Origin of the sequence: Streptomyces sp. AC1-42W (assembly GCF_003248355.1) — a bacterium.
GTDB lineage: Bacteria > Actinomycetota > Actinomycetes > Streptomycetales > Streptomycetaceae > Streptomyces.
In genome coordinates this window covers 456585-471937 of sequence record NZ_QKWY01000002.1, presented here as the reverse complement: position 1 = coordinate 471937, position 15353 = coordinate 456585, and the positions used below count along the sequence as shown (strand labels likewise).

Here is a 15353-nt window from a genome sequence, read left to right as displayed (position 1 = left end):
TCAGGCGCATGTGGCAATCTCGGCAACCCCAACCCATACCTACCTGACCTGCTGTTTTCGTCTGCAGCGTTATCCACTCGCGAGCACTTATGGCCACGGCTGCATGTACGATCGAGCAGCCCCGGCAATCCCTCCCAAGGTCGGCCCATCTGCGCAAATGGGAACCAGTTGAATTAACACCACTAGTACAACTATGCAATTTCCGACACGGAAAACCATTCATGCAAAGTAAAGAAATAGTGAATAAAACAAAAAGATCCGGTCGACGGATATCTGGTTTTAGCAACGATAGGCACCTGTCGGTTCGTCAGCGCCTTCTAAGGGTTTTTCTATGCGCAGGATTGATTTCAGGTCTTCTCGGCGTTCCCGCCGCAGCAGCGGGAACACCAGAAATTCCGGTCGATATGCGTGCTCAGATTCTTCAGTACTGGGAGACTGGTGGTGCCGGGCTGAAGATCGCAGCTGAGCAAGCACTCCTCGGAGGTGATACAGAAGTCCAGCAGTTCCTGGACGAAGCGGAAGCCATCCAGTTTGATGACAATCGAATCGATGCCGCACGTTTGGCTATGACGGGCGGTCCGGGCCTGCGAAAAGCGGCCAAGGATGCTCTAGCGAAGTCACCAGAGGAGTTGGAGGAATTTCTTCTCCACGGCTTCGAATCGCCGCTGGACGATGACCGCAAGGTCGACATTGCCCGACTGGTGGCTCTCGGGGAATACGGCGTGCGGGAGGCAGGCAAGCAGGCCCTCCAAGGAACGGCTGACGATCGGGAACTGTTCCTCAATACTGGTCAGTATGAGGCCGTCGAGGATGACAACCGTGTCGAGACCGCGCGATTGGCGACCATAGGTGGTCCGAACGTAAAAGCCGCAGCCAAGGTAGCGCTGCGTGGCACTCCCGTAGATATCCAAGAATTTCTGGATGTCGGACAGTTCGTTGCCCGAAACCGCGACCAGGAACATGCGTCCATCGCGGAGTTGATTGACAGCGCCAAGGCATCAGGAAAGCTCGCCGAGGATGCCACGAAGCAGGCAGAAGAAGCATCGGCCAAAGCAGTCACAGCGTCCGAGCTTGCTGAAGCGGCGGCCAAGAAAGCCGCCAAAGAAACTGAGGCGGCCAAGAACGACTCCAAGAAGGCTGCTGTCAAGGCACAGCAAGCGGCAGATGCCGCACACGCTGCCGCTGATGCCGCTCAGGAGGCCATCGGTGCGGCAAACGCGGCCAGCAGTGCAGCACGCCGAGCTGCTATTGCTGCCGCTCAAACCGCCTCTGCAGCCGCAGCTGCGGGAAAGGCCACTAACAAGGCATTCAAGGCCGCCATCGCCGCTGCCGGGGACAAGTCCAAGGCCGACGAAGCGACAGCAGCCGCAAAACAGGCACGTGTTGTCGCAGCCCTTCTTGTAACTTCGGCCGGAGCGGCAGATGCTGCAGGCCAAGCCTCGGCAAAGGCCGCCGAGGCCGCCGAGGCCGCCACGCGCGCAACAGCCCACTCGCGCGCAGCCGCAAATGCTGCTGACGAGGCGAACAGCTACGCCGACGCTGCCGGCTTGCACTCTGAGGCAGCACGGCAGGCTGCTGCCGAAGCCCGCCGGCATGCTGCTGTGGCCGATGCCGCTGCCGCTCGCTCTACAGCCCTGGCTACTCGCGCTGCCACAGCTGCGTTTGGCGCACGTGATGCGGCGAACGCAGCTGCCGCGCACGCGAAGAAGGCAGCAAAATTTGCCGACGAGGCTGCAGCGCAGGCAGGCAATGCAGCCACCTACGCAGATGTCGCCCAGAAGAACGCCGAAGCGGCTTTGGCAGCGTCTGATGACGTGGACGCTGCCGTCACCAAGGCCAAGAGCATCTACGACCTGGCTCGGGAAACTGAAACCGCCGATCTCCAGACCCGCACAGACGCGGCAATCGAGCGAGCCCGCTCGATGAAAATATCCACCGAGGCTGGCATTTCTGCTTCCGCAGCAGCCCAGGTCCAAGCCCTCTCACTTAACGACACAGCAGTACAGCTCGCAGCTGAGGCCAGACGCTCGGATGTAGACACCCAGGCCACCGCAGCCAAGGGACGCCGGCTGGCTCTCCAAGCCATGAAACTGCTGGGCCCCTGGCACCAGGAAGCCGCAGGCCATGCACTCTCCGGAACCGATCAAGATGTTCTGGACTACCTTTGCACCCATTGGAAGGAAGCCAACCACAGAGATGTACGCGAGCGCGTTCTTGACCTCAGCAACCACAGTCCTTACGCGACCGTGCGCACTGCGGCAGGGGAAATACTCAAGGGCACACCCGAGCAAGTAGACAACTTCTATACCGATGGCCAGTACGAGGTCGGTCTCGACGATATGAAGGTCGATGTCGCCCGACTTGCCGAAAATGGTGACACCAACGTCAGCGACAAGGCCAAGGCCGCACTGGCCAACGGCACAGGGAAGGCACTCGCAGCATTTCTCCAGATCGGCCAGTATGGTGAACGGCTCACAGATGAGAGAGTCCTCACCGCTCGTTTTGCCCAGACCGGCGGGCCTGAACTCAGAGCCGCGGCCAAGGTGGCACTCGCCGGCCCGCCCAACCTCATACACGATTTTGTCATTGCGGGCCATTACATGGCCCAGCGCAAGGATGAGCTCGCCAGTTTCCACATTCACCAAGTACAGCGTCTCCTCGACGAAGGCGCCCTAATCGGAGCACAGGCAAAGGCTGATGCTTGGCGCGCCGCTGAGGCAGCCGCCTCAGCCAAGCAAGCTACTGCTGACGCAGCAAATGCCTCCACCGAAGCCCAAAAGTCGGCAGATTTGGCCGATCAATACAAGGATGCTGCGAAGAAGTCTGCTGACTTGGCTGCACAAAGTGCGGCAGCGGCGGCCCAATCAGCCACCACAGCACGCAATGCTGCCGACAGGGCAGAAGCGGAGGCAGAAGCTGCCGCGAATTCCGCTTACCAGGCAGAATTCTCGGCCAACTATGCCCGCAACTCGGCTGCCGAGGCTAAAAAGGCCGCCGATGATGCCAAAGCATCAGCCATTGCCGCAGGTGAGAGTTCAGCTGAGGCCGAGCAGGCAGCAAAGGACGCCTGGAATTTGGTTCTCACCCTTGCCGAGCAAGAAAAGGACGAGGCGGAACGCCAAGAAGAGGAAAGACGTAAGTCCGAGGAGCCCGAGGGGCATGATTACTTCTGTCTTGATCTCCTCGACAGCAAGATAAAGATTCCTGGCTGGAATACAACTTACTGCACCGACTTCTTCAGTAAAGTCAAAGATGTCCTAACAGACCCAGAGACGTACAAGACGCTCGCATGGGAACTTTCGGGTCTCGCCGACATCGAGGCATGCATAGAAGACCCAACCCTTCTCGATTGCATCATGGCTGTAGCCGCAATCACGCCGGCAGGCAAGCTTAAAATCGTTGCCAAAATCGGTAAGGGTATCGAGGCGGTCAAGGCCGGACGTGCGGTACGCCGTACCGTTAGTTGCCTGGTCGGTGCCACGCATAGCTTCCCTGCTGGCACCAGAGTCCTTATGGCCGATGGTTCCCATCGAGCCATCGAACAGATCCGCATCGGCGACGCCGTAACAGCTACTGACCCGGTGACGGGAGTAACCGGCAGTCGGCAGGTTACCCAGACTATCCGCACGCCAGATGACCGCGATTTTACGGAAGTTACAATTTCCGATGGGTCCTCTGTCATGTCTACCAGCCACCACCCCTATTGGTCGGAGAACGAACAAAGGTGGAAGGCAGCCAGCGCGCTTGCAGTCGGCGACACACTGCGTACGGCGGAAAGCACCACTACTTCGGTCACGCAAAAGCGAAACTGGCGCGGCATCCAGGATGCATACGACCTCACTGTTCGAGGGATTCACACATACTACGTTTCCACCGGCAGTCTCGATGTCCTCGTCCACAACACGGGAAGTTGTCCAGCGTGGGTAATCAAGGCGCGAAGTAAGCTTCCCATTTCGGGATATGGAGAAGAGGCCGCCGGGTACGTATACCAACCAAATGGTACACAGGTCTGGGAAGGACTCGTCCGGAGCGGCCCCAGCGAACGCGCAAATGCGATAAACGATTTCCTCAAAGGGTCCGACGATTTTCCTAATTTCTCAACCTATGCAGATTCCGCACAACATGTGGAAGCGAAAATTGCATGGGAGATGCGAAACAGGATGGAGAAAGGGAAAGTTCTCCACGTTGTCATAAATAAAAACTACGTCTGTCCGCGGGTGAATCGAAAAGGGGCAATGGGATGTCAGCAAGCCGTCCCTGCAATCCTCTACGAGGACCAGGTACTATGCGTCTGGCTACCGGCCGCCAAGACGGCAGTCCCTCTCACCGGCGTGGTCAAACGACCCAACTCCACTTGGGTTAAGCCGCCAATAAATCGTTGCGAAGTGTAGAGTTTTTACGTTCTAGCGCTTCCGCCTTGCGGTGCACTGCCCAACTTGTTGGGCAGTGCACCGCAAGGCACTACGCTTTCCCTGGTAGACTGAACTAAAACAAAGGGAGATGGAAATAATCTTATGATTATCTACTGTGGTTCCGGGAGTGGGGAAGTGTATGCTCGCTCGGATCAAGAAGTTGCAGATGTCATTGATCAGGTAATAAATAGTTCGACCATAAGGAGTTTGACCGAAGAGGGATTTGAGGTTGTTCCTGACAGATTTGACTTCAGCATTGTCGGCGGGGTTTACCCGGATGAGACCAACGAAAGGTGGCCCAATAATTACCTCTACGTATCAGTAAATTCAAAGATTGGCTACGGTGCTTTGAGATGGTGGACGAGTCGAATTCCCGAAGGCGTTGCCGAAGGTGATATGCGTAGATTTGTTTGGACGTCGAAGGGGGAAACCCCTCCGCCAGTCGATCCGGAGCTAATCGCAGACCCTGGAGGTCCCAGATACTACGAGCCCGGAGCAGCTATTCCGTTGGTGGAGCTTCGCAAAGGGGTAGAGGAGTTCTGTCGGATGCGAACGGGTGACCGACCTGAATGCATCTCCTGGCAACTACTGGGACAATCTGTGTGAAGAGTGAGCTGATTCCATCCTGACGGCGGGTGACTGTTTACGACCGTGCGTGACCTGCGGCGACTCGCTGCGGAGTGATCGCGGCGCTCCGGTAGGTTGATCTTGTGACTTCGCCCCCGCCGCCACCCTCGTACGAGGAGTTGGCCGCGCTGGTCGTGGAGTTGAAGCTCGTGGTGTCCGCCCAGGCCGCGACGATCGAGCGGCTCGAAGCCCGGATTGTTGAGCAGGACGCCGAGATCACGGAGTTGAAGCGGCGGCTGGCCACCGACTCGCACAACTCGTCCAAGCCGTCTTCCAGCGACGGCTTGCGGAAGAAGCCGGCACCGAAGTCGCTGCGGAGGGCCACCGGACGCAAGCCCAGCCGCGCCAAGGGTGATCCGGGCGGCCGGCTGGAGCTGGTCACCGACCCCCACGTGATAGTCGATCACCATCCGGCCGCCTGCGGCGGCTGCGGCGACGAACTTTCCGGGGCCGTGAGCACGGGCTATCGGGCCCGGCAGGTCTTCGATCTGCCCGAGATCCGCCCCGAGGTGACCGAGCACCGGCTGCATCAGGCCGTCTGCGGCTGTGGGCACACCACCTCGGCGACGGCTCCGGACCAGGTGACAGGCCAGGCTGTGTACGGGCCCGGGGTCCGCGCCGCGATCGCCTACCTGTCGGCATACCAGCATCTCCCGGCCAAGCGCCTGGCCGAGACGATGGAGAACCTGTTCGCCCTGCCGGTCTCCACCGGCACCGTCCTGTCCGTGCCGGCCCGCGCCCACGAGCACCTGGCCGACTTCGAGGAGCAGCTCAAGGAACACCTGTCCGCGGCTCCTGTCGCACACGCGGACGAGTCCGGGGTCCGGGTCGCGGGCAAGCTGCACTGGCTGCACGTGATGTGCACCCACCTGGTCACCTACTACGGCATCCACACCCAGCGCGGCCGGGACGCGATGGACGACCTCGGCGTGCTGCCCGCCTTCACCGGCACCCTGGTCACCGACGCCCTGGCCTCCTACACCATCTACGGCAATGCCCAGGCCCTGTGCGGCGCGCACGTGCTGCGCGAACTGATCGCGGTAACCGAGGACACCCGCCGCGATCCCGCCTGGGCCCAGTCGATGATCGACGTACTGCTGGAGGCCAAGGACGCGGTCGCCCACGCTGTGGCCGGCGGGCATGACGCCCTGCCCGTCGACACCCTTACCGGCCTCCAAGACCGCTACCGCCAGGCGGCGTTGTGCGGCATCACCGCCAACCCCTACCCCGGCACCGGGCCCCGCTCCAAAGCCAGAGCCCTGGCCTGTCGGCTCAGGGACCGCACCGAGGAGTACCAGCGGTACATGGTCGACTTCACGATCCCGTTCGACAACAACGCCGCCGAGCGCGACCTCCGAATGATCAAGGTGCAACAGAAGATCTCCGGATCCTGGCGGACCCTGACCGGCGCCAGACGCTTCGCCCGGATCCGCTCGTACATCTCCACCGTACGCAAACACGGACTCAACCCCCTGACCGCCCTACGCGACCTCTTCGCCGGACGGCCCTGGACGCTGCCCGCAACCAGCTGAAACCCCTAAACAGTCACCGTCTGTGACGGGGTCCCCTGTCGCCGGTTGGCGGGTTCTTCTCACAGGGTTGTGTGCCTGTCGGCCGCAGCGGCGGGAGCAGCAGCCGACAGAGGCTGCCATCTCGCGGATCTCAAGCTCGCCTGACGCAGGTCGGCCCGAAGCTCAAGTTTCGGGCTCCGAGCGCTCTTTCAGCGGAATGGTTGGGGGGACTTGTACCCACCCGCCCACCCTTGTGACCCGCAAGGGTGACTTCTGGCGATTGACTTGCGACGGAACGTAGTCCCGTTCTAGCTTCGGCAAGGACTTGAACACAGACGGCCCCTGCCGGTGTTTGCGCACCGCCAGGGGCCTGACCACCTCAATCGACAGCTAAAGGGAAACGATCAGATGGCTGACAGCCAGTTTAGTGGCGACCCCTCGCCCGACCACCCGATGGCGAACCCCGGTTACGGCAAGCGTTCGGCACCCGACCAACGCCCCCGTACCGGCGCCGACTTCACGCACCTCGTACCGCGTGACGCGGCCATCGCCTCGTACATCGACGCCCTGCCGGACGGCGCCGACATCTCCGTGAAAACGCTCGCGAAGACCCTCCCGTACGGGCAGTGCGCGGTCCGCACAAGCCTCAACCGCCTTCAGGAAGCCGGGCACTTGCGCCGGGGAAGCGACTGCGTGGCGAGCGGGGAACAACTCGTGTGGGTGACGCGTACGTTCTTCTCGCGGACCGCGCGGGACCACACGTGGTGGACGGCCTTCGCCCGGGGCGACGCCCCCACGGAGCCCGAACGGTCCACGCGCTCAAGGGCGTTCATCCTGCTTGCCGCGCTCGGACGCACCGCCCCCGCGCTGTCGCTGGCGCAGCGGGACTGCGTGGCGCTGGAGCCCTCGATGAGCGAGTGGCTGCGGCGGGGCGCGACGCCCCCGGAGATCCTGAACGCCCTCACCACGGGCCTCCCGGACCGCATCCACCACCCGGCGGCGTTCGTCGCGAACCGTCTCCGCACGAAGCTCCCGCCCGCGCGCGAGGCCGCGCCCCGGACGGTGCTGCGCACACTGGAGTGCAGCGAATGCCGCGTACCGGGGCCGCCGGAGGCCCTGTTGGGCGGCAAGTGCGCCCCCTGCCGAGGCGCCAGGCCGCGAACCCGGGCCGCCGCGCCCGCGCTCCCGCCGCACAAGGTCCGGGCTCAGGCCCGAGCCGCCCGAGCGGGCCTGATCCCCAAGGCCGACCGCCCAGGCCGCTGACGGGGCGTGGGGCTCGGGGCTCGAATATGCTTCCGCACGCCCGAGCACGCCGGGCGCATTTCGTAAATTCAGGCTCTCCTGTCGCTTCCGTGGGTCACTCTGTGGCGGGTTGGCGTCCGGGGAGGGTGGGGCGGGGGCCGGCGAGGGTAAGCATGACGAGGGCGATGATGGCGTCGGCGGTGTGGAAGCCGAAGCCGCGGCGGATGATCAGACGGGTCTTTGTGTTGGTGGATTCGACGAGGCCGTTGGACATGCCGGTGGTCAGGGCGGCCCGGATCGCCTCGTAGTGGCGGGTGATCCTGCGCTGGAGGTCGACGAAGGCGTCGATGCGGCAGCGCCGTGCCCAGCCGATCCAACGGTCCAGGGCCTTGAGGGCAGCCGTGGGGCGGGTCCTGGCCAGGGCGAACACCATCCGCAGAGCCTCCTTCAGGCGCCAGGCGCGGTGCAGGCGGGGGTCGGTGGCGGCGATCCAGGTGAGTTTCGCGGCCTGCCGGTCGGTGAGGTCCGCCTCGTTCTTCCACAGCGCGAAGCGGGAGCCCTTCAGAGCGCGGGCGGTGTCCTTGCCGTCGGCCTGGCGGCGGGCCCGGTTCCAGCTCGCGCGGCGCTCGGTGTCCAGGGCATCGGTGGCCCAGGCCACCACATGGAAGGGATCCATCACGCGGACGGCGTCCGGCGCGCGTCGGGCCAGGGTGTCGGCGATCCAGGAGGCGCCGTCGGCGCTGATGTGGGTGAGCTTCGCGGAGCGTTCGGGGCCCAGGGCGTCGAAGAAGGTGTTCAGGACGTCCTTGCCGTGCCGGTCGGCCATCCACACCACCCGGCCGGTGTCGTGGTCGACGACGACCGTCATGTACTTCTGCCCCTTGCGGTGGCTGATCTCGTCGATCCCGATCCGCCGCAGGCCGGCCAGCCGGTCCACGGTGCGGTCCCGGTCGGCCACGAACCGCTCCACGACCGCCCCGACCGTCCGCCACGAGGCCCGCATCAACCGCGCGGTCGCGGTCTTGGAGCACTCGGCCGCCAGCCAGGCGGTCTGCTGGTCGAAGGCGTAGGTGTGCCCGGCGCCGTGCCTCGCCCAGGGCACGGCCGCCACCGTCACCCCGTGCCCGCGGCAGTCCACCCGCGGCGCGTCGGCCTCCAGGAACACCCGCATCACGCCGTGATCCAGGTCCCGCCACCGGCGCCGGCCCCGCCCCGCGTCGAACCAGGGCGCCGCCCGTCCGCACCGGCCGCACCGCTGCCGACGTCGGGCATCAGACCGTACCGACACCACCACACACTGTTCACTCTCATCGATCCGGACGCCCTCGACCACCGTGTGTTCGGCCGTCAGGGTCCGCTTCCATATCCTGAAGAGGGACACGCCGTTTTCCTGCTTGATCCAACTTGAGCCTAAGGGCTGTCCCGTAATCCCCGGCGGGCGCACGACGACAGCTACGGCACCTCGCTGCGTTGTCGGAACGTCCGAATACGTCCAGTATGCGAACGCCCCTCCGCCTTGCGATGCACCGCATCTGACGCCGCGCGCTGATCCACCGGGGATTACGGGACAGCCCTTAGAGAACTCAAAGGATGGCAGGGGACGGCGTGTTTCCCGTATCAGTCCTGGTCAGGGCACCCACGCATACGGCAGGAGAGCCCCTTTTTTTTGCGCGGACGTGGGAGCCATCCACGCACGCGCGAGACCAGTCGAGTTCGCCGGCCGCGTGCAGTTTCGCGAGCAAGATGCGGTGCAACTGCGCGAAGGCCCCGGCCTGTTGCCAGCGATCCAGGCGCCGCCAGCAGGTCTGATACGGCAGCTGTAGATAGCCGCTGAGCCTTCTGATCATGGTGCGGTGTCGGCGTACGCGTGCCAGCGGCGGTGGCAGAGGCGGGCGCGGTGTTGGTGGCGGCGGCGCCAGGTGGACCACCACAGCAGGTGGTTGGGGTCCCGCTGGGGCGGCGGAAGGGTCAAGGCCCGTAACAGGCGGTGGAGTTCGTGGCTGCTGAGGGGGACGAGGTCGGCCTCGCCGGGTTCGTCGCGGTCGGCCTGTGCGGTGCGCTCCAGGGCGGCCGCGGTGGCCAGGAAGGCGTAGGCGACCAGGGCGATCACGCTCCAGCGGTGCCAGGAGTTCCAGCAGGTGACCTGGCCTTTGTCGAGGTGGCAGATCTCCTTCGCGTCCTGGAAGTCGTCCTCCACCCGCCACCTGAGACACACCAGTGACACCAGTCGCGCCAGTGTCACCGGCCCGGGGGCGTAGCAGCGGTAGTAGGACACGGTGCGGGTGTAGCGGTGCCGGCGGACCAGCAGCACCGAGGTCCCCGCCTTGTCGTCGTGCCCGTCGGGGGTGTCGTCGGCGGTGACTTCGATCATCGCCCAGTCGTAGTCGCGGATGCCTTTCTGTCCCGCCCCGGTTCGCATGCGCTGCCAGGCCCGTGTCGGCAGCCGGGCGGCGGCCTTGGCCACGCTCAGCTTCGCGGCTGGGGTGGTGACGTGGTGGTTGGAGCGCACTCCCACGACGTAGCCCAGGTGAAGCTCGCGGCAGGCGGTACGCAGCTCCTGCCCGCCGTAGACCTCGTCGCCCAGGAAGAAAGAGGCGGATATGCCCTGCTGGGCGGCGGTGCGGAGCATGTCCGCCGCGAGTTGCGACTTGGTGGCGAAGCACAGCTCGTCGGGGACGCCGGCCAGTTCACGGCGTTCCTCGTCACCGGCCCACTCCTGGGTGAAGTACAGGCGCCGGTTGATCAGGCAGTGCCCGGCGGTCGTGGCGAAGGTGAGGTGCACGGCGACCTGGCACAGGCCCACGCCGCCGACCGAGCCGGAGTACTGGCGGGCCGCGCCGACCGCGTCGGTGGAGGACTTCGCATCGCCCGTCTCGTCCGCGATCAGGATCCCGTCGCCGTCGTCGAGCAGGCCCACGGCCCAGGCCGCCGTCCTCGTCAGCACCGTTTCTTCGTCCCACACCGCGCGGGACAACAGATGATGCAGGCGGTGCGGGCCCCGCTCACCGATCGCTTCGGACAAGCTCCAGCAATTAACGTCCTCAAGCTCCATCAGCATGCCCCGGGTCATCCGCGCGAACGTCTCCCGGGTCTCACAGCGGGCGAAGCAGTCGGCCACCGAGGCCAACAGGCCCCTGAACGCGCTGTCGTGGCCTTCGTGGTCTACCGTGGCCGAAGCGGCCGTCTCGCTCTGATGTTGCGTCACACCACGTCATGATCAAGGCGGCCGTCCTCATGCCCTCACCCGCCCCCTCAAGCCGCTGAACAGCAGCAACGAGCACCGACAGACCTATCTACAGCTGCCGTAACAGTGCGGAGGCGACCCGGATCAGCACCTGGCTCCGCGCCTTTGACTACCTGCACATAACGGACGATGCGTTCGCACGTGCACTGGAGATCCAGCGCCAAGCCCTTGGCGCGGGTTTCCGTCGACCCCTGCCCCTGCCCGCCCTACTGATCGCTGCAACGGCCGAGTTGAACCAGTTGGGCATCCTGCACTACGACGGAGACTTCGAGATCATCGCAACCTTGACCGGCCGCCGCGCCATGTGGGTTGTGCCCGCAGGATGCGGAGACCCGTGCCCCTTGGGGTTACGCCGTACGCAGTACCGCGAAGATCCTGCGGACCTTCTCGTCATCCGGCGTGCGCCACGAGCCCGAGACATGTCCCGTCGCGCCCTCCGAGAGGGACAGGGCGCCGGGGCGCAGGGCATGGTTGATGTGGTGAACAAGGCTACCCGTGAGGCCGGAAAGGCTGGGTCGGCAGCGTTTCACTTGGTGGTCGCCATCTGCGCTGCACGGCGATGCGGCTGCCACCCTCGGGCTGCGGCATACACGGTCCTGCGCCGTCATGCCTGAACTCCACCGGCCCTGAAGTCGGCCCGCCCGGCCACGCTCATTGACCCCTGTATGACCTCAGCCGTAGGGCCGCTTCGATGTTCTCCCGTACGAAGTCGTCTTCCTCCGCCGCGATCAGGGCGCGCATGCGGGTGACTTCGCGTTCGGCCCCCGGCAGGCTGAACACCGCGCAGCCGGCGGCATTACGCACATCCCAGTCCTCGTCCTCCCCGGCCAGCCGGATCAGTGCGTCCCGTGCGACAGCGGCGAGCCCGTCGTCGTACCGATGCACGATCTCCAGCAACCGAATCGCCGCGATCCGCACGAGATCCTCCTCACCAGGGTCGGCGGCCACCCCCAGCAGGAACGGTGTCAGCTCGGGAGCGTCCCCCTCACCGGGCACGAACACACGCAGCGCCGCAGCCCGAGAATCCGCAGAAAGGCCCGAATGCCCCTCAACAAGACCCCGTGCCGCCACCGAACCGTCCCCACCCATGCCAGCACCTCACTATTCCGGGTATCGAACCTTCCCCACCTGGGACCCAACCCGTACAAGCACCGCACCTCAACGCCCCCACGGCAGCCCCCGTAGCACCGCCCATCCGCCGAGCAGCGTCGCTCCGGACCAGAGCAGCGTCCTCGCGGCCACGCCGAGTCCCGAGATGCGGGGAGCTGCCGCCGGGTTGCCCAGGTGCCGTGGGGAGGCGGGTTCCGACCAGAGGTATGCCTGCGCACCCGACCCCGTGAGCACGCACGCCACCAGCCAGTACCCGGCGTTCACACTCCGCAGCGAGCTCCGGAAGCACGCGTCCACGAGCACGCCCAGGAACACCGCGAGCACCGCCCACTGGAGCAGGCCGGGCTCGATGAACCGCCAGTACAGAACGGGCACCAGGACGGAGAGGCCGCCGAGGCCGGCCAGCGGGTCCACCGTGTCGAAGGCAACGCCCTCGCCCGCCGGGCCGAGTTCCGTCCGGGCCAGAGCGATGAACTCCTCCTCGACCCCACCCCCCAGCTCCTCGAAGCGGTACGTGACCGCCCTGTCCCCCAACAGCCCCACGGACCACCGCGCCTGGACCTCCACCGGGGACACGTAGACCACGTGCACGACGTCCACCCGCCCGCCCCGCACGTCCTCCCGGAACTCGTCCATCCCCACGCCCCGCGGACACACCGCGGACATCGCGCTCAGGCACCCCAGGCAGAGGACCACCAGAGCAACCGCGCGCAGAGCCCAGACCCAGTACGGCCCACCGGCCGCCGGTCTACCTATCACGCTCTCCTCCGCGCCCCGGCGTCGTACCCGCGCGCAGCGCCTGCAGCAGTCGCGTGAGTGCCGCTCGCGTGTGGGGCAGGTCCTCGGGGCCGGACGAGGAGGAAGCGAGCCACAGGGCCGCCTCGTTCATCGCGCCGGACAGCAGATGGACCAGGGGCGCGACCGGCTGCGGGGCGATGATCCCCGCGTCGACGAGGGAGGACAGCGCGTCGGCGAGGTGGCGGGCGGAGGCGGCCTCGTCCATCGCCCGCCACTCGCTCCACCCCAGCGCGGCGGGCCCGTCGACCAGCATGACGCGCTGGATGTCCGGATCGGTCGTCACCGTGAGGAACTCCTGGCAGCCGGCGACCAACTGATCCCAGGGATCGTCATGGGCATCGGCCGCGGCGGCCACCCGGCGCCCCACTTCCTGCTGCATCTCCTCCAGAACGGCACGGAACAGCTCCGCCTTGCCGGTGAAGTGGTGATACAGCGCCCCCTTGGTCACCCCGGCCGCCCCGACGATCTCCGCCAGGCCCACCGCACCGTAACCACCGGCCGAGAACAGGCGCCGGCCCTCCCGCAGCAACGTCTGCCTGGTCTGCTCCCGCTGCTGCGCCCGGATGCCGTCCTGTCGCATCGCACTCCTCATTGACATACCGAAGGTATGTGAATAGCTTCTTCGCATACTGACGGTACGCGAAAGGGTTCAGACATGAAGCTGACCGGCTTCTATCCCGTGATCGGCACAGCGAAGCTGCGAGAGTCCCACGCCTTCTACACCCGCCTCCTGGGGTTCGAGACGACCTTCGAGGCCGACTGGTACGTCAGCCTGCGCCGCCCGGAGGCCCCCGGCTACGAACTCGCCCTCCTCGACCACACCCACCCCACCGTCCCCGCCGGACACCGCGTCCCCGCGCAGGGCCTGCTGCTCAACTTCGAGGTGGAGGACGTGGACGCGGAGTGGGACCGCCTCGTCACCGGCGAAGGACTGCACCCCGTCCTCGAACTGCGCAGCGAGGACTTCGGCCAGCGGCACTTCATCGTGGCCGACCCCAACGGGGTCCTGATCGACGTCATCACGCCGATCGCCCCCACGGAGGAGTACCGCGACCAGTACGCCACCGACTGACCGCCGAACCCTTCGGGCCTACGCCGTGCGCAGCACCGCGAAGACCCCCCGGACCTCCTCGTCGTCCGGGGTGCGCCACGGGCCCGAGACGTGTCCCGTCGCGCCTTCCGGGAGGGACAGGGCGCCGGGGCGCAGGACGCGGTTGATGTGGAGAACGGCGCCACCCGTGAGGGTGAGGTCCGTACCGTCCGGGCCGTCGGCGGCCGAGGCGGTGACGGAGTCGAACGGCCCTGCCTCCGAGGCGTGTTCGATGCTCGGGTCCGGGGTGTCGCTCACGCTCTGGGCCTGCGCCTCGACACGGCCGTCGAGGAGGGCGAGCAGCTGCGCCGTCAGGACCGGGTCGTGGCAGCCGTCGTACACCCACCGCCTCCCCAGCACGCCGTGCGTCGGGTAGCCCACGAAGGCGTCCTCCGCCCCGCCGAGCGCGGCGCCCCGGTAGGTGAGCGGCACGAAGTACGCGGTCGGCTCGTCGCCCGAGGTGTCGGTGACCACCATCAGCTCCATGCCCACCTCCCCCTGCGGATCGTCCAGCCGGAACCCGCCGGACCTGACGAGGTTCGGCCGGCTGGGTCCCACGTACCAGGGGCGGGTGGGCATCCAGGCGGTGAGCATTTCGAGCTTGGTCGGAGCCAGGGTGGTGCGGTGGATGACAGCCATACCGGAAGCCTCTCCCATGGGTCGTACGAACGACGGATTCCCTTCCGTACGGGCCCGGTTGCCGAACCCGTCCGACCCCCCGACCCTACGACCTCCGACACCCGCCGGGACCGTTCACTCCCCCGCCACCGGCGACGCTATGCGTCGTCCGTCGGCTGCCGGCCTCGCCACTCCTTGTAGGAGATGGCCAACGGCGTCTGCCCGTACGAGGGAAGCCCGTCGCCGAACTCCCGGAGCTTCCGGTACACCTTCTTCAGGTCCCCCTCGGTGGGGAAGTGGCCGAACTCGATGGCCAGCACCAGCACGTCCTCGATGGTGATGACGTCCAGGTCGCGGGCGCTCGCGATGGCCTGACCCCCCTGATCGTCGATGGCGACGAGTACTTCATGGCCCTGGTCCCGGTAGTGCACCCCATGGGCCACCACCACCGCTTCCCCGAGATCCTTCGGCCCCCGCAATGCCTCCTCGATCTGCCGCCCCCGTACGTCCTCGAACACTTCGACGACACGGGCGGGAGCCGTCCGGGCCTCAAGGGCGGGGAGAACCCGGACGTACGGACTCCCCGTCAGCCGCGCCCACTTGAGCGCCAGACCGGGATACTTGCGGTCCTTGCGGGCTACCTCGTCGCACACTTCCTGGGGCACCAGCAGCGTCAGATCCGCCTTTTGGAGAACGCCCAC

At 65.7% G+C, this 15353-nt stretch carries 12 protein-coding genes; 5 read left to right on the top strand and 7 right to left on the bottom strand.

Translation table 11 applies throughout. The annotated features are described in order from the left end of the window. The first annotated feature begins 89 nt into the window (after nucleotides 1-89). The 4 genes from DNK56_RS19980 to DNK56_RS19965 all read left to right on the top strand — a co-directional run bounded on the left by DNK56_RS19980 (nucleotide 90) and on the right by DNK56_RS19965 (nucleotide 7813). On the top strand, nucleotides 90-4391 hold the full coding sequence (locus DNK56_RS19980; RefSeq protein WP_241990008.1) for a polymorphic toxin-type HINT domain-containing protein: 4302 nt from the start codon (nucleotides 90-92) through the stop codon (nucleotides 4389-4391). Between the two features lie 123 nt (nucleotides 4392-4514). Next, entirely contained in the window at nucleotides 4515-5018 is a 504-nt protein-coding gene (locus tag DNK56_RS19975; protein ID WP_111336699.1) for an Imm1 family immunity protein, read from the top strand. A gap of 104 nt (nucleotides 5019-5122) precedes the next feature. Further along, on the top strand, nucleotides 5123-6571 hold the full coding sequence (gene tnpC, locus DNK56_RS19970) for an IS66 family transposase (protein WP_111336697.1): 1449 nt from the start codon (nucleotides 5123-5125) through the stop codon (nucleotides 6569-6571). Nucleotides 6572-6958: 387 nt separating this feature from the next. Then, nucleotides 6959-7813, top strand: a complete 855-nt coding sequence (locus tag DNK56_RS19965) for a hypothetical protein (protein ID WP_111336695.1) — start codon at nucleotides 6959-6961, stop codon at nucleotides 7811-7813. A gap of 94 nt (nucleotides 7814-7907) precedes the next feature. Here DNK56_RS19965 and DNK56_RS19960 read toward each other — a convergent pair whose 3' ends face one another. The 5 genes from DNK56_RS19960 to DNK56_RS19940 all read right to left on the bottom strand — a co-directional run bounded on the left by DNK56_RS19960 (nucleotide 7908) and on the right by DNK56_RS19940 (nucleotide 13524). Beyond that, nucleotides 7908-9173, bottom strand: a complete 1266-nt coding sequence (locus DNK56_RS19960; RefSeq protein WP_111336693.1) for an ISL3 family transposase — start codon at nucleotides 9171-9173, stop codon at nucleotides 7908-7910. 462 nt (nucleotides 9174-9635) lie between these two features. Next, nucleotides 9636-10997, bottom strand: coding sequence for an IS701 family transposase (locus tag DNK56_RS19955; protein WP_111330989.1), 1362 nt, complete (start codon nucleotides 10995-10997; stop codon nucleotides 9636-9638). Between the two features lie 690 nt (nucleotides 10998-11687). Further along, on the bottom strand, nucleotides 11688-12125 hold the full coding sequence (locus DNK56_RS19950; protein ID WP_111336691.1) for a HEAT repeat domain-containing protein: 438 nt from the start codon (nucleotides 12123-12125) through the stop codon (nucleotides 11688-11690). 69 nt (nucleotides 12126-12194) lie between these two features. After that, on the bottom strand, nucleotides 12195-12782 hold the full coding sequence (locus DNK56_RS19945) for a hypothetical protein (RefSeq protein ID WP_146610453.1): 588 nt from the start codon (nucleotides 12780-12782) through the stop codon (nucleotides 12195-12197). A 112-nt stretch (nucleotides 12783-12894) separates the two neighbouring features. Then, complete coding sequence (locus DNK56_RS19940) at nucleotides 12895-13524, bottom strand: TetR/AcrR family transcriptional regulator (protein ID WP_111336687.1); 630 nt, start codon at nucleotides 13522-13524, stop codon at nucleotides 12895-12897. 75 nt (nucleotides 13525-13599) lie between these two features. Between DNK56_RS19940 and DNK56_RS19935 the strand changes: the two genes are divergently transcribed. Further along, nucleotides 13600-14016 (top strand): VOC family protein, encoded by a 417-nt coding sequence (locus tag DNK56_RS19935; protein WP_111336685.1) that lies wholly within the window; start codon nucleotides 13600-13602, stop codon nucleotides 14014-14016. 18 nt (nucleotides 14017-14034) lie between these two features. Here the strand turns inward: DNK56_RS19935 and DNK56_RS19930 are convergent, their stop codons facing one another. After that, nucleotides 14035-14673 (bottom strand): maltokinase N-terminal cap-like domain-containing protein, encoded by a 639-nt coding sequence (locus DNK56_RS19930; protein WP_111336683.1) that lies wholly within the window; start codon nucleotides 14671-14673, stop codon nucleotides 14035-14037. Nucleotides 14674-14810: 137 nt separating this feature from the next. Further along, nucleotides 14811-15353 (bottom strand): hypothetical protein, encoded by a 543-nt coding sequence (locus DNK56_RS19925; protein WP_146610454.1) that lies wholly within the window; start codon nucleotides 15351-15353, stop codon nucleotides 14811-14813.

What these genes read in the sequence shown, in the direction of transcription:
- DNK56_RS19935 (WP_111336685.1), top strand. Translation starts at nt 13,600, where the DNA reads ATGAAGCTGACCGGCTTCTATCCCGTGATCGGCACAGCGAAGCTGCGA.
- DNK56_RS19945 (WP_146610453.1), bottom strand. Translation starts at nt 12,782, where the DNA reads ATGGACGAGTTCCGGGAGGACGTGCGGGGCGGGCGGGTGGACGTCGTG.
- DNK56_RS19930 (WP_111336683.1), bottom strand. Translation starts at nt 14,673, where the DNA reads ATGGCTGTCATCCACCGCACCACCCTGGCTCCGACCAAGCTCGAAATG.
- DNK56_RS19950 (WP_111336691.1), bottom strand. Translation starts at nt 12,125, where the DNA reads ATGGGTGGGGACGGTTCGGTGGCGGCACGGGGTCTTGTTGAGGGGCAT.
- DNK56_RS19965 (WP_111336695.1), top strand. Translation starts at nt 6,959, where the DNA reads ATGGCTGACAGCCAGTTTAGTGGCGACCCCTCGCCCGACCACCCGATG.
- DNK56_RS19940 (WP_111336687.1), bottom strand. Translation starts at nt 13,524, where the DNA reads ATGCGACAGGACGGCATCCGGGCGCAGCAGCGGGAGCAGACCAGGCAG.
- DNK56_RS19975 (WP_111336699.1), top strand. Translation starts at nt 4,515, where the DNA reads ATGATTATCTACTGTGGTTCCGGGAGTGGGGAAGTGTATGCTCGCTCG.
- DNK56_RS19980 (WP_241990008.1), top strand. Translation starts at nt 90, where the DNA reads ATGGCCACGGCTGCATGTACGATCGAGCAGCCCCGGCAATCCCTCCCA.